The sequence below is a fragment of the Cupriavidus sp. P-10 genome (genome assembly GCF_003402535.2).
Classification (GTDB): Bacteria; Pseudomonadota; Gammaproteobacteria; order Burkholderiales; family Burkholderiaceae; genus Cupriavidus.
Genome location: NZ_AP025170.1, coordinates 807,702 through 822,106 on the forward strand (window position 1 = coordinate 807,702; position 14,405 = coordinate 822,106).

14 protein-coding genes are annotated in these 14,405 nt (G+C 65.5%); 13 read left to right on the plus strand and 1 reads right to left on the minus strand.

Annotated features, from left to right (window positions below; genetic code table 11):
* Positions 1-8: 8 nt before the first annotated feature.
* From CTP10_RS03705 to aroA, 6 genes are all read left to right on the plus strand, one after another.
* The gene (locus CTP10_RS03705) at positions 9-572 is read left to right on the plus strand and encodes a DUF2059 domain-containing protein (protein WP_116317383.1); all 564 of its coding nucleotides are present in this window, start codon (positions 9-11) and stop codon (positions 570-572) included.
* Positions 573-740: 168 nt separating this feature from the next.
* Positions 741-1,898 (plus strand): 3-phosphoserine/phosphohydroxythreonine transaminase, encoded by a 1,158-nt coding sequence (gene serC / locus CTP10_RS03710; protein ID WP_116317384.1) that lies wholly within the window; start codon positions 741-743, stop codon positions 1,896-1,898.
* Between the two features lie 103 nt (positions 1,899-2,001).
* A complete protein-coding gene (gene pheA, locus CTP10_RS03715) occupies positions 2,002-3,150 on the plus strand; it encodes a prephenate dehydratase (protein WP_116317385.1) in 1,149 nt (382 codons plus the stop codon).
* Between the two features lie 42 nt (positions 3,151-3,192).
* Complete coding sequence (gene hisC / locus CTP10_RS03720; protein WP_116317386.1) at positions 3,193-4,320, plus strand: histidinol-phosphate transaminase; 1,128 nt, start codon at positions 3,193-3,195, stop codon at positions 4,318-4,320.
* Positions 4,321-4,425: 105 nt separating this feature from the next.
* Positions 4,426-5,322, plus strand: a complete 897-nt coding sequence (locus CTP10_RS03725; RefSeq protein ID WP_116317387.1) for a prephenate dehydrogenase — start codon at positions 4,426-4,428, stop codon at positions 5,320-5,322.
* An 84-nt stretch (positions 5,323-5,406) separates the two neighbouring features.
* Entirely contained in the window at positions 5,407-6,711 is a 1,305-nt protein-coding gene (gene aroA, locus CTP10_RS03730; protein ID WP_116317840.1) for a 3-phosphoshikimate 1-carboxyvinyltransferase, read from the plus strand.
* Here aroA and CTP10_RS03735 read toward each other — a convergent pair.
* Positions 6,701-6,934 (minus strand): DUF2061 domain-containing protein, encoded by a 234-nt coding sequence (locus CTP10_RS03735; RefSeq protein WP_116317388.1) that lies wholly within the window; start codon positions 6,932-6,934, stop codon positions 6,701-6,703. The two genes, aroA and CTP10_RS03735, sit on opposite strands and share 11 nt — an antisense overlap.
* 125 nt (positions 6,935-7,059) lie before the next feature.
* Between CTP10_RS03735 and cmk the strand changes: the two genes are divergently transcribed.
* The 7 genes from cmk to rfaE1 all read left to right on the plus strand — a co-directional run bounded on the left by cmk (position 7,060) and on the right by rfaE1 (position 14,385).
* A complete protein-coding gene (cmk, locus tag CTP10_RS03740) occupies positions 7,060-7,728 on the plus strand; it encodes a (d)CMP kinase (protein ID WP_116317389.1) in 669 nt (222 codons plus the stop codon).
* A gap of 163 nt (positions 7,729-7,891) precedes the next feature.
* Positions 7,892-9,586, plus strand: a complete 1,695-nt coding sequence (gene rpsA, locus CTP10_RS03745; protein WP_012352088.1) for a 30S ribosomal protein S1 — start codon at positions 7,892-7,894, stop codon at positions 9,584-9,586.
* 30 nt (positions 9,587-9,616) lie between these two features.
* A complete protein-coding gene (locus tag CTP10_RS03750) occupies positions 9,617-10,045 on the plus strand; it encodes an integration host factor subunit beta (protein WP_116317841.1) in 429 nt (142 codons plus the stop codon).
* A 309-nt stretch (positions 10,046-10,354) separates the two neighbouring features.
* Positions 10,355-10,705 (plus strand): LapA family protein, encoded by a 351-nt coding sequence (locus CTP10_RS03755; RefSeq protein ID WP_116317390.1) that lies wholly within the window; start codon positions 10,355-10,357, stop codon positions 10,703-10,705.
* A 3-nt stretch (positions 10,706-10,708) separates the two neighbouring features.
* A complete protein-coding gene (gene lapB, locus CTP10_RS03760) occupies positions 10,709-11,920 on the plus strand; it encodes a lipopolysaccharide assembly protein LapB (protein WP_116317391.1) in 1,212 nt (403 codons plus the stop codon).
* A gap of 37 nt (positions 11,921-11,957) precedes the next feature.
* Positions 11,958-13,361 carry a UDP-glucose dehydrogenase family protein gene (locus CTP10_RS03765; RefSeq protein WP_116317392.1) on the plus strand — a complete coding sequence of 468 codons (1,404 nt, stop codon included), beginning with the start codon at positions 11,958-11,960 and terminating at the stop codon, positions 13,359-13,361.
* Positions 13,362-13,440: 79 nt separating this feature from the next.
* Positions 13,441-14,385, plus strand: coding sequence for a D-glycero-beta-D-manno-heptose-7-phosphate kinase (gene rfaE1, locus CTP10_RS03770; RefSeq protein WP_116317393.1), 945 nt, complete (start codon positions 13,441-13,443; stop codon positions 14,383-14,385).
* Positions 14,386-14,405: the final 20 nt, after the last annotated feature.

Genomic DNA, 14,405 nt, shown 5'->3' on the forward strand with positions numbered 1-14,405 from the left:
GAGTCACAATGCTCAAAACCTTTCGACGTATCGCTGTTCTGGCCGCTTTCGTTCCGACCTTCATGGTGGCGCAGCATGCCCATGCACAGGACGCGGAAAAGACGGCAGCCATCAAGGAACTGCTTTCCGTCATGCAGGCTGACCAGGCCGTGAAGGGCCAGGCAGAAAACTGGCAGCAAGGTGCCAAGCAGGAAGCCCCGCTGGTGCTGGAGCAGGTTCTGGTCGAGAACAAGACCCTGAACGACAAGCAAAAGCAGGCCGCGGTTGAAAAGCTGAAGAAGAACGGCGCGGTCCAGCGCATGGTCGACGGCGCCGGCACGGCATTCAACACCGACGGTTTCCGCAAGGATGCCATCCAGGCCCACTATGACGCCTTCGGCAAGTACTACTCCACGCAGGAGTTGAAGGACCTGACCACGTTCCTGAAGTCGGCGACCGGCCAGAAGTTCATGGCCAACCAGGGCAAGGCGACCCAGGAGATCTGGGGTTCGATGATGCAGAAGTACGGCCCGCAGGTCGGCAAGTCGATGCGTGACGCCGCCGAGAAGGAAATCACCGCCGCGTCGAAGTGATCTTCGCCGCAGGATCCGCCTGAGGCAATGCGCCTCAATGCGCCGGTCAGGCCGCTTCGCGCGGGCCGGCGCGGCACCGGGGTCCGGCCCCGGGCGCCCAACCGGGCGCGGGTTTGAGGGATAATGGCTGCTTGGGTAACTCCGGCAGCCATTTTTCCATTCCGTCTCATGAACGATCCCCAGAATCCCGCTCTTGCCGGCATGATGCAGCGTGCATTGGCCGAACGCGTCTACAACTTCTCCCCGGGCCCGGCCGCGCTTCCGACCGAAGTGCTGCAACAGGCTGCCGAGGAAATGCTGTCATGGCGCGGGACCGGAGTCTCGGTGATGGAGATGAGCCACCGCAGCCGCGACTTCGAAGGCATCCACAACGAGGCCATCGCCGACCTGCGCGAGCTGCTGCATATCCCCGACAATTTCCGCGTGCTGTTCCTGCAGGGCGGCGCCATCGGCGAAAACGGCATCGTGCCGCTGAACCTGATGCGCCTTCGTAGTGCCGAGCAGCCGAAGGCCGACTTCGTCATCACCGGCACCTGGTCGATCAAGACCGAGCAGGAAGCGCGCCGCTACGGCACCGTCAATATTGCCGCGTCCAACGAGGCGGGGAAGTTCCACCGTATCCCGGATGTTGCCGACTGGAAGCTGTCGGATGACGCCGCCTACGTGCACCTGTGCACCAACGAGACCATTGTCGGCGTGGAGTTCCAGAACATCCCCGACATCGGCCAGGTCAAGGGCAAGCGCGTGGTGGTGGCCGATGCCTCCAGCCATATTCTGTCGCGCCCGATCGACTGGTCGCGCGTGCAGGTGGTCTACGGCGGTGCGCAGAAGAATATCGGCCCGGCCGGCGTCACCATCGTGATCGTGCGCGAGGACCTGCTGGGCCACGCGCATCCGCTATGCCCGTCGGCATTCAACTGGCGCCAGGTGGCCGAGAACAACTCGATGTACAACACGCCGCCGACGTACGCCATCTACATTGCCGGGCTGGTCTTCAAATGGCTCAAGCGCCAGGGCGGCGTGCCCGCGATCGAGCAGCGCAATATCGCCAAGGCGAAGGCGCTGTACACCTTCCTGGACCAGAGCGACTTCTACCGCAACGAGATCGATCCGAACTGCCGTTCGCGCATGAACGTCCCGTTCTTCCTCGGCGACGAATCGCGCAACGATGCCTTTCTGGCGCAGGCACGCGCCAACGGCCTGGTGCAGCTCAAGGGGCACAAGACCGTGGGCGGCATGCGCGCCAGCATCTACAACGCGATGCCGCTGGAAGGCGTGACCGCGCTGATCGATTTCATGCGCGAGTTCGAACGCACCTCGGCCTGACGTGCGTGCCCGCGACCCAGACCGCGCGCCATTGCGCGCGCTGGCTGGCGCGGACAGGTTTTTCCCCGGCCGCCGCGCCCCGGCGGCCCACCGGATTCATAAAATGACAAATCAAGACAGCACCCCTGCGCGCGAGGAGACGCAGCCCAACGGCAACCACTTGAGCGAGGCCGAACGCAATCTGTCGGTCGAGCTGGCGCCGCTGCGCGAGCAGATCGACACGGTGGACCGCGAACTGCTGGCCATGCTGAACCATCGGGCCAAGCTCGCGCTCGAGGTCGGCGAGGTCAAGAAGAAGTACGGCGCGCCGGTGTTCCGCCCCGAGCGCGAGTTGCAGGTCATCCGCAAGGTGCAGGGCGCCAACCCCGGTCCGCTGCTGGGCGAAAGCGTGGCCGCGATCTGGCGCGAGGTGATGTCCGCCTGCCGCGGGCTGGAGAAGCCGCTCGAAGTCGCTTTCCTCGGCCCGGCCGGCACGTTCTCGGAGCAGGCGTTGTATGCGCACTTCGGCCATGAAGTGAGCGGCGTGCCGTGCCCCAGCATCGACGAAGTGTTCCGCGCGGTGGAAGCGGGGACTGTCGAATACGGCGTGGTTCCGGTGGAAAACTCGACCGAGGGCGCGGTGTCGCGCACCCTCGACCTGTTCCTGCAGACGTCACTGAAGATCAGTGGCGAGATCGCGCTGAAGGTGCACCACAACCTGATGGCGTCAACGCCCGACATGCAGGGCGTGACCGTGGTGCGCGCGCACGCGCAGGCGCTGGCGCAGTGCCAGCACTGGCTGACCGCCAACTATCCGCACCTGGAGCGCCAGGCGGTATCGAGCAATGCCGAAGCGGCGCGCATGGCCAGCGAGGATCCGACCGTCGCGGCGATCGCCGGAGAATCGGCCGCCAATCGCTACCACCTGCACCTGGTGCGCACGCATATCCAGGACGATCCGCACAACCGCACGCGCTTCGCCGTGATCGGCCGCTACGAGACCGAGCCGTCGGGCAGCGACCAGACCTCGCTGATCCTGTCGGTGCCGAACAAGGCCGGCGCGGTGTATCAGCTGCTCGCGCCGCTGGCCGAGAACGGCGTGTCGATGTGCCGCTTCGAGTCGCGCCCGGCGCGCAGCGGTGCCTGGGAGTATTACTTCTACGTCGACGTCGAAGGGCACCAGCATGAGCCGTCGGTAGCGCGTGCCATCGACGAACTGCGCCGCAACGCGGCCTACCTGAAGGTGCTGGGCTCGTATCCGTCGAGCAAGTAAGCTGAATAAACAAGGCCAGCGCAACCGGAGCAAGGAGACAAGATGGCAGAGCAGGGTAAGCAGGGCGGCACGGTGTTCGGGCCGGAGTATGTGCGGGCGATCTCGCCGTACGTTGCCGGCAAGCCGATTTCGGAAGTCGCGCGCGAGTTCGGCCTGGACGAGGCCGGCATCGTCAAGCTGGCCTCTAACGAGAACCCGCTGGGCATGCCGGCTTCGGCGCAGCGCGCCGTCGCAGCCGCGGTGACTGACCTGGGCCGCTATCCGGATGCCAACGGTTTTGCCCTGAAAGCAGCCCTGTCGGCGCGTTTCGGCGTGCCGGACGATTGGCTCACGCTCGGCAACGGCAGCAACGATATCCTGGAGCTGGCGGCGCATGCGCTGGTCGAGCCCGGCCAGTCGATCGTCTATGCCGAGTACTCGTTCGCGGTCTATGCGCTGGCGACGCAGGAGATCGGCGCCCGGGCCATCGAAGTGCCGGCGCGCGACTACGGCCATGACCTCGAGGCCATGCGTGCGGCGATCGCGCCGGATACGCGGCTGGTCTTTATCGCCAACCCCAACAATCCCACCGGCACCTTCCTGCCGGCGGCCCAGATCGAGGCTTTCCTGCAAGCGGTGCCGGCGAACGTGGTGGTGGTGCTCGACGAGGCCTACAACGAATACCTGGATGCCGGCCAGCAATACGATTCGATCGAGTGGGTGCGCCGCTATCCCAACCTGATGGTGTCGCGCACCTTCTCCAAGGCGTATGGCCTGGCGGGGCTGCGCATCGGCTATGCGGTGGCGCAGCCGGCACTGACCGATTTGCTCAACCGCATCCGCCAGCCGTTCAACGTCAACAGCGTGGCGCAGGCCGCGGCGATCGCGGCGCTGGGCGATGACGACTTCCTGCGCCGCAGCGCGGAGCTGAACCGTGCGGGCAAGGCGCAACTGGTCGAGGCCTTCGATCGCCTCGGGCTGGAGTACGTGCCGTCGTCGGGCAACTTCGTGCTGGTGCGCGTCGGCGATGACGACGCTGCCGGTGCGCGCGTCAACCTGGCCTTGCTGAAGCAGGGCGTGATCGTGCGCCCGGTGGGCAACTACAACCTGCCGCGCTGGCTGCGCGTGACCATCGGCCTGCCCGAGGAAAACGCTGCCTTCATTGCGGCGCTGGAGCGGGCGCTGGCGTAAGCCCCGCTACAATCGCGGCGTTTCGCGCCGGGCCGGTGTGCCCGGCGCCGTGCCTTTTTGCTATTGCTCGGCCGGGCCGAGCCACTGCCCGTCGGGCCTGAAATCGTGAGTGCTTTGCATTTTTCCCGTGTTGTCATTGTCGGCGTCGGTCTGATCGGCGGCTCGCTCGCGCTGGCGCTCAAGCGCGCCGGCGTGGCGGGCACGGTGGTCGGCGTGGGCCGCTCGCCCGCGTCGCTGCAGAAGGCGCTGGACCTTGGCGTGATCGACGAAGCGGCGACGCTCGCCGATGCCGCGTGCGGCGCGAGCCTGATCGTGCTGTGCGCGCCGGTGGCGCAGACCTTCGCGCTGCTGCATGCGCTGGAGCCGCACCTGCAGCCCGGCACCATCGTCACCGATGCAGGCAGCACCAAGTCCGACGTGATCATGGCGGCCAAGACCGCATTGGGCGACAAGGTCGCGCAGTTCGTGCCGGCGCACCCGATTGCCGGACGCGAGCTCAACGGCGTGGAAGCCGCGCTCGCCGACCTGTATGTCGGCAAGAAGACCGTGTTGTGCCCGCTGCAGGAAAATGCGCGCGACGATGTCGCGGCGGTCCGCGCGATGTGGGAGCAAGCCGGCGCGCAATGCCACGTGATGTCGGCGGTGCAGCACGACGCGGTGTTCGCGGCGGTCAGCCATCTGCCGCATCTGCTGTCGTACGCGCTGGTGGCGCAGGTAGCCAATGCGGAAGACGCCGCGTTGAAGCTGGACTTCGCCGGTGGCGGGTTCCGCGATTTCACGCGCATTGCCGCGTCGTCGCCGGAAATGTGGCGCGACATCTGCGTGGCCAACCGCGAAGCGCTGCTGCGCGAACTCAATACCTACCAGTCGGTGCTGGCGCACCTGAAGACGCAGATCGAAAAGGGCGACGGCGACGGGCTCGAGCGGATCTTCACGCGCGCCAGCAAGACCCGGCTGGCCTGGGGCGCCGAGCGCGCCGCGGGCAACAATATCGAACCGTAAGCCAGGACGAGCGCGGCATGCTGCCGCATCGCGACTGAACTGCTGAATTTGCCTTATCGCGGCGCCCCGGCGCCCACCGAGACCATGGAACACCTGACGCTAGGCCCCCTGACCCGCGCCACCGGCACCGTGCGGCTGCCAGGCTCGAAGAGCATCTCCAACCGCGTGCTGCTGCTGGCCGCGCTGGCCAGCGGCGAGACCCGCGTGCGCGACCTGCTCGATTCCGACGACACCCGCGTGATGCTGCAGGCGCTGCGCACGCTGGGCGTGGCGTGGCGGCAGGACGGCGCTGATTACATTGTGACTGGCGCCAGCGGCAATTTCCCGAACAAGTCGGCCGAATTGTTCATGGGTAACGCCGGCACGGCGATCCGCCCGCTGACGGCTGCGCTGGCGCTGCAGGGCGGCAGCTACAAGCTGTCGGGCGTGCCGCGCATGCACGAGCGGCCGATCGGCGACCTGGTCGACGGCCTGCGCCAGGTCGGTGCAGTGATCGACTACACGGGCAACGAAGGCTTTCCGCCGCTGCATATCCAGCCGGCCGGCATCCGCATCGACGCGCCGATCCGCGTGCGCGGCGATGTGTCGAGCCAGTTCCTGACGGCGCTGCTGATGAGCCTGCCGATGGCGCAAAGCGACAGCGGCCGGATCGAGATCGAGGTGGTTGGCGAGCTGATCTCCAAGCCCTATATCGAAATCACGCTGAACCTGCTGGCGCGCTTCGGCATCCAGGTCGAGCGGCAGGGCTGGGAGCGTTTCGTGCTGCCTGCCGGCACGGCCTACACGTCACCCGGTGAGATCTTTGTGGAGGGCGATGCCTCCTCGGCATCGTATTTCCTGGCGGCCGGCGCGATCGGCGGTGGCCCGGTGCGGGTCGAGGGCGTGGGCATGGCCAGCATCCAGGGCGACGTGCGCTTTGCCGATGCGCTCAACCGCATGGGCGCCAATATCATGGCCGGCGACAACTGGATCGAAGTGCGCGGTACGGAACGCGACGACGGCCGCCTGCACGGCATCGAGCTGGACTGCAACCACATCCCGGATGCGGCCATGACCCTGGCAGTGGCGGCGCTGTTTGCAGAAGGCACCACCACCCTGACCAACATCGCCAGCTGGCGCGTCAAGGAAACCGACCGGATCGCGGCGATGGCAACGGAACTGCGCAAGCTGGGCGCAGTCGTGGAAGAAGGGGCGGACTATCTGCGTGTGACGCCGCCGCCTGCATGGCAGACCCCGGCCGACGGCATTGGCACCTATGATGACCATCGCATGGCGATGTGTTTCTCGCTGGCCGCATTCGGGCCGCTGCCGGTGCGGATCAACGACCCGGGTTGCGTGGCGAAGACGTTCCCGGATTACTTCAGCGTCTTTGCCGGCGTTACGCGCTGACCAGATCGACGGGCGTGGCTGGGGTGCCGGTTGCTTCATGGCTGGCCGACTGGCGGCGCTCGCGCCGTTCCCAGTAGCGATCGAAGAAGTAATGGGCCACGGTATTGACGGCCGGTTCGATGAACGTGACGGCACCGCTGATGGCAATGCTGCCGGTCAGCGCATACGTCACGCTGAAGGCGATGCCGAGGTGCATGATGCCGAACGTCAGGGTTTTTGCCATGGTAGATTGCCTCGCGACTGAAAACTGAAGGATGCGCCCCGCAAATGCGGCACAGCGCCATGAATCAAATGATAATGATTCTCAGTTGGCTTAACAATAAATCGTTTCTTTGAGTTTCATAACCAATGACTATCGTCAACGTCATCACCATTGACGGGCCGACCGCCTCGGGCAAGGGCACGGTCGCACACAAGGTCGCCGATGCGGTGGATTTCCACCTGCTCGACAGCGGGGCCCTGTACCGGCTGGTGGCGTTGGCCAGCGACCGCGCCGACGTTGACCTGGCTGACGTAGACACCCTTGCAAAGGTCGCCTCCCGCCTCGAAGTGAAATTCGGCCCCGACCGGGTCTGGCTGCGGGGAGAGGAAGTCAGCCTGGCGATCCGGGCCGAAGCCATCGGCAACCGCGCCTCGGCTATCGCCGTGCACCAGCCGGTGCGCGACGCGCTGACCCAGCTGCAGCGCGACTTCCGCAAGCTGCCTGGCCTGGTTGCCGACGGCCGTGACATGGGCACGGTGATCTTCCCGGACGCCCAACTGAAAGTGTTCCTTACGGCAAGTGTGGAGGCGCGTGCTCGCAGGCGCTATAAACAATTGATTGATAAGGGAATTTCTGCTAATATCGAAGACCTTTTGCGTGACCTTGAGGCGCGCGACGCGCGGGATCGCAACCGCGCCGCCGCGCCACTGCGCCCCGCCGAGGATGCAAAGCTGCTCGATACCTCCGACATGACGGTGGATCAGGCAGTGGCGCAGGTGCTGGAGTGGTTTGCCGCTGTGCGGTCCGGTGCATGAAATGCATGCGGACGCATAAGACAAGCGGAATACCCCGAAGGCACCGGTAGTGCCGGCACGGGCTTGCCCGACGCTGGCTTTTGTCAAACCTGACCCCGCTGCACTGGCAGACTGAGCGCGATAGTCGCGCCGGCCAGCGTACTGCGGATTTCACCTTACGTTTATGTCCGACCTGCAAACTAACGAATCCTTTGCCGCACTGTTCGAGGAATCGATCGCCCGCTCCAATATGAAGGCTGGCGAAGTGATCTCCGCTGAAGTCGTGCGCATCGACCACAACTTCGTGGTCGTCAATGCCGGCCTCAAGTCCGAGGCATTTGTGCCGGTGGAGGAGTTCCTGAACGACCAGGGCGAACTCGAAGTGCAGGCCGGCGACTACGTCTCCGTGGCCATCGACGCGCTCGAGAACGGCTATGGCGACACGATCCTCTCCCGCGACAAGGCCAAGCGCCTGGCATCGTGGCTGAACCTCGAGAAGGCGCTGGAAGACGGCGAAATCATCTCGGGCACCGTGACCGGCAAGGTCAAGGGCGGCCTGACGGTGATGGTCAACGGCATCCGCGCGTTCCTGCCGGGCTCGCTGGTCGACGTGCGTCCGATCAAGGACACCACCCCGTACGAAGGCAAGACCCTGGAATTCAAGGTCATCAAGCTGGACCGCAAGCGCAACAACGTTGTGCTGTCGCGCCGCGCCGTGGTCGAAGCGACCCTGGGCGAAGAGCGCCAGAAGCTGATGGAAACCCTGAAGGAAGGCGCCATCGTCAACGGTATCGTCAAGAACATCACCGACTACGGTGCGTTCGTTGACCTGGGCGGCATCGACGGCCTGCTGCACATCACCGACCTGGCCTGGCGCCGTGTCCGCCACCCGAGCGAAGTGCTGTCGGTTGGCCAGGAAATCACCGCCAAGATCCTCAAGTTCGACCAGGAAAAGAACCGCGTCTCGCTGGGCGTGAAGCAGCTGGGCGAAGATCCGTGGGTCGGCATCTCGCGCCGCTACCCGCAAGGCACCCGCCTGTTCGGCAAGGTGACCAACCTGACCGACTACGGCGCGTTCGTCGAGATCGAAGCCGGCATCGAAGGCCTGGTGCACGTGTCGGAAATGGACTGGACCAACAAGAACGTTGCTCCGTCCAAGGTTGTCCAGCTGGGCGACGAAGTGGAAGTCATGGTCCTGGATATCGACGAAGACAAGCGTCGTATCAGCCTGGGCATGAAGCAGTGCAAGGCCAACCCGTGGGACGATTTCTCGCGTAACCACAAGAAGGGCGACAAGCTGAGCGGCCAGATCAAGTCGATCACCGACTTCGGCGTGTTCATCGGCCTGCCTGGTGGCATCGACGGCCTGGTGCACCTGTCCGACCTGTCCTGGCAAGAGTCCGGCGAAGAGGCCGTGCGCAAGTACAAGAAGGGCGACGAAGTCGAAGCCGTGGTTCTGGGCATCGACGTCGACAAGGAACGCATCTCGCTGGGCATCAAGCAACTGTCGGGCGATCCGTTCAACAACTTCATCTCGGCCAACGACAAGGGTTCGCTGGTTCAGGGCACCATCAAGGCCGTTGACGCCAAGGGCGCCGTGGTCCAGCTGGCTGACGACGTGGAAGGCTACCTGCGTGCATCGGAAATCTCCGCTGACCGCGTGGAAGACGCCCGCAACGTGCTGAAGGAAGGCGAGCAGATCACCGCCCTGGTGGTGAACGTCGACCGCAAGTCGCGCAACATCAACCTGTCGATCAAGGCCAAGGACAGCGCAGAGCAGCAAGAAGCGATGCAGAAGTTCCAGGCTGACACCGGCACGGCTGGCACGACCAACCTCGGCGCCCTGCTGAAGGCCAAGCTCGGCCAGGACAACCAGTAATCGCAGGCCCCCGCGCTTGCGCGAATGCCCATGACCAAGTCGGAGCTCGTCGAAAAGCTGGCTGCCCGCTTCCCCCAGCTGCTGCTGCGGGACGCGGACATCTCGGTCAAAACGATACTCGACGCGATGTCCGAGGCGCTGGCCGATGGCCATCGCATCGAGATCCGCGGATTCGGCAGTTTTGGTCTGAACAAGCGTCCGCCTCGCGTGGGGCGCAATCCCAAGTCCGGCGAACGGGTGCTGGTGCCTGAAAAACGGGTACCGCACTTCAAGGCGGGCAAGGAATTGCGCGAACGGGTTGACCGCAGCCAGCCGGCGCCTGCGGGCGTCAATGGCCACGGCCATTCCGCCGGCACGGCCCAAGCCGTGCCAGGCAAGGCAGGCTCCGGTGCGGCTTCGGCTGCGCCTGCCGCTGCAGCGGTGTTGCACGAGGGCGGACTGAACCTGGTTCGCTCCTGAGCAGCGGTCTGCCGACCCGTTGTCTGGTAAGTCAAAAAAAAGCGCCCGTTAGGGCGCTTTTTTTTGTTTTGGAATGTTGGTTCTCCTGCGGTGCGGTGGATGCGGCAATGGCAGCAAAACGTGTCAGCGCCGCCAGATCGCCGCGCGTTAGGCTCTCGTGATCGCCGCGCGTTAAGCGCCCATGATCGTCGCGTTACCGCCGCGTTACCGAATCGACGAAGTGATTCCGTTACAATGCCGGGGTCATTGCCGGCCCGCGCGCAAGCGCCCACGCTGCCTAAACGTCACGCTGCCAAGCTGCCTACCTGCATGAAACTGTTCGCCTGGATCGTCCGTATCGTCGTATTCGTGCTGCTGTTTGTGCTGGCGCTGCGCAATACCGCCGACGCTTCGCTGCAGCTGTTTTTCAATGCCGTCTGGCACGCACCGCTGATCCTGATCCTGTTCGCCGCCTTCGTGCTTGGCGCGGTGGCGGCACTGGCCTCGGTCGCGCCCGGCCTGATGCGCCAGCGCATGGAACTGGCCAAGCTGCGCCGTGCGCTCACGCAGGTGCAGGCGGCCGCCGCATCCGCATCGCCGCAGCCGGCGGCTGGGAGCGCGGCCGCGCCGCGCGACGCCAGGCAGCCGGTCCCTTACAACGTAGTCGGCCCGAAAGTCTGATCCATGATGTTTGAAACCTGGTGGCTGCTGGCGCTGCCACTTGTCTTTGGCCTTGGCTGGATGGCGGCGCGTTTCGACGTGCGGCAGCTCATCAGCGAGCAGGGCGCGCTGCCGCGCTCGTATTTCAAGGGCCTCAACTTCCTGCTCAATGAGCAACCCGACAAGGCCATCGACGCCTTTATCGAGGTCGCCCGCCTCGATCCCGAGACCACCGAACTCCACTTTGCCCTGGGTGCGCTGTTCCGCCGCCGGGGCGAGACCGAGCGCGCGATCCGCGTGCACCAGAACCTGGCGAACCGTCCCGACCTGCCCGAGCCCGAGCGCGAACATGCGCTTTATGAGCTGGGCCAGGATTTCCTGCGCGCCGGCCTGCTCGACCGCGCCGAGGAGTCGCTGCGCCGGTTGATGTCCGGCCCGTATGCGGCCTCGGCCAAGCGCGTGCTGCTCGAACTGTATGAAGTCGAGAAAGAGTGGCAGAAGGCCATTGACGCCGCGCGCGAGCTGCAGACGCTGGAGCAGAAGAGCTACAGCCTGCAGATCGCCCAGTTCTGCTGCGAACTGGCGCAGGACGCACTTCAGCGCAAGCGTCCCGAGGACGCGGTGAAATGGCTGAACCAGGCGATCGCGGAAAATCCGGCCAATGTGCGTGCCCCCATCCTGCTGGGCGACGTGGCCGCAGCCGCTGGCGACGCGCGCGCGGCGCTCGGCCACTGGCTGGGCATCGAACAACAGGACGCCGCTTATCTGCCGCTGGTTGCCGACCGCGTGGTCAAGGCCTATGCCAGCCTGCAGCAGGAAGGCACGGCGCTTGAGTGGCTGCACGGCCTGCTCAAGGGCAAGCTTGCGCCGGAACTGCTCGACACCGCCTACAAGGCGGAGCTGGAAACGAATGGCCCGGAAGCCGCGGCGCGCCTGATGCGCGAGCAGCTGCGGCGCCAGCCCACCCTGCTGGCGCTGACGAAGTATTTCGAGGCGCAGGCCGCCGCGACTACGGTCGAAGCACCTGCGGGCGCCGATGTTCCCGCAGAGGAAGTCGCCAGCGACCGCGAGCAGGAAACCGGCGCGATCCGCGACCTGTTGCAGGCGCGCACGCGCAACCTGGCGCGCTACACCTGCCGCGAATGCGGTTTCCGCGCGCGCCTGTTCTACTGGCAATGCCCGGGCTGCAACCGCTGGGAAACTTACGCGCCGCGGCGTTCCGAGACACTGGGCTGAGCCCGGCGTGCAGCGCTACAGAATCTGATTTGAAGCCATGAAAGTCACCATTATCGGCAGCGGCTATGTCGGCCTCGTCACCGGAGCTTGCCTGGCGGAACTGGGCAACGATGTGTTCTGCCTCGACCTGGACGAACAGAAGATCGCGCTGCTCAATGCGGGCGGCGTACCGATCTACGAGCCGGGCCTGCAGGAGCTGATCCAGCGCAACCGCGCCGCTGGCCGCCTGGTTTTTTCCACCGACGTCGCCGCCAGCGTGGAGCATGCCGACGTGCAGTTCATCGCCGTCGGCACACCGCCGGACGAAGACGGCTCGGCTGACCTGAAGTACGTGCTGGCCGCCGCACGCAATATCGGCCGGCACATGACCGGCTTCAAGGTCGTAGTCGACAAATCCACCGTGCCGGTGGGCACGGGCGACCGCGTCACTGCCGCGATCCGCGAGGAACTGGCCGCGCGCGGACTGGAAGACCTGCAATTCTCCGTGGTGTCGAATCCGGAGTTCCTGAAGGAAGGCGCGGCGGTCGAGGACTTCATGCGCCCCGACCGCATCGTGCTGGGCTGCAACCCGGACGCCGCCGGCCGCCACGCGCAGGCCACCATGCGCACGCTGTACGCGCCGTTCAACCGCCACCATGAGCGCACGTTCTACATGGATGTGCGATCCGCGGAGTTCACCAAGTACGCCGCCAATTCGATGCTGGCCACGCGTATCTCTTTCATGAACGAACTGGCCAACCTGGCCGACGAGGTCGGCGCCGATATCGAACTCGTACGCATGGGCATCGGCTCCGATCCGCGCATCGGCTACAGTTTCCTGTATGCGGGCGCTGGTTACGGTGGTTCGTGCTTTCCCAAGGACGTGCAGGCGCTGATGCGCACCGCGGCCGACCATGGCAAGCCGATGCGCGTGCTCGAGGCGGTGGAGGCGGTCAACGGCGCGCAGAAGCGCGTGCTGGGCGAGAAGATCGTGCGCCGCTTCGGCGACGACCTTGCCGGCCGCACCTTTGCTATCTGGGGGCTGGCATTCAAGCCCAATACCGACGATATGCGCGAGGCGCCGTCGCGGATCCTGGCGCGGGAGCTGGCGTCGCGCGGCGCGGCACTGCGCGTGCACGACCCGGTATCGATGGCAGAAGCGCGCCGCGCGCTGGAGTCCGACCTGTCCGACCTGCCGGACGCGATGGCGCGCGTCAGCTTCCACGACAACCAGATGGATGCGCTGGACGGCGCCGACGCGCTGGTCATCGTGACGGAGTGGAAGGTATTCCGCAGCCCGGACTTCGCCCAGATCAAGCGGCGGCTGAAGACGCCGGTGATCTTCGACGGGCGCAACCTGTATGAGCCCCAGGCGATGGCCGAGACCGGTGTCGAGTACCACGCCATCGGCCGCGCGTTCCGGCAGGGGCAACCGGCGGTGCACGATTTCGCGAACAAATAGGGCATGCACCGGTCAACGACTGATCAACTGACATGCTGACGAGGCCGCGCTGGCTGCCTCGCAATCGCCAAGGATCTTCATGAACAAGACCATCTCGCAGGAACAGATCCGGCAGTCCCATATCCTGGTGGTCGGCGACATGATGCTGGACCGCTACTGGTTCGGCGACGTCGAACGCATCTCGCCGGAAGCCCCGGTGCCGGTGGTGCAGGTCAAGCGCAGCGACGAGCGCCTGGGTGGCGCCGCCAACGTGGCGCGCAACGCCGCCGCGCTGGGCGCGCGCGTGGGCATGCTGGGCGTGGTCGGCGACGACGAGCCGGCACGCACGCTGGAGGCGCTGCTGGCCGAGAGCCACGTCGAGCCCTACCTGCACCGCGATCCCAAGCTCAACACCACCATCAAGCTGCGCGTGGTCGCGCACCAGCAGCAGCTGCTGCGCGTGGACTTCGAGAATGCGCCGGCGCATGAAGTGCTGGCCGCGGTACAGGACCGGTTCCAGGGCCTGGTCAACGACTTCCAGGTGCTGGTGCTGTCCGACTACGGCAAGGGCGGCCTGACGCACGTCGCGCGCATGATCGACGCCGGCCGCGCGGCGGGCCGCAAGGTGCTGATCGATCCCAAGGGCGACGACTACTCGCGCTACCGCGGCGCCACGCTGATCACCCCCAACCGCTCCGAGATGCGTGCCGTGGTCGGCGCCTGGAAGACCGAGGCCGACCTCACCATCCGCGCGCAGAACCTGCGCCGCGAGCTGCAGCTCGAAGCCCTGCTGCTGACGCGTTCGGAAGAGGGCATGACGCTCTACACGGAAGCCGAAGTGCTGCACGTCTCGGCCCAGGCGCGCGAGGTCTATGATGTATCGGGTGCCGGCGATACCGTGATTGCCACCCTGGCTACCATGCTTGGCGCCGGCGTGCCGCTCAAGGAGGCCGTGCAGCATGCCAACCGCGCCGGCGCCATCGTGGTCGGCAAGCTCGGCACCGCCGTCGTCACCTACCCTGAATTGTTTGGCGCCGCCCCGTGACGCGCGGCGCCCATTACTGA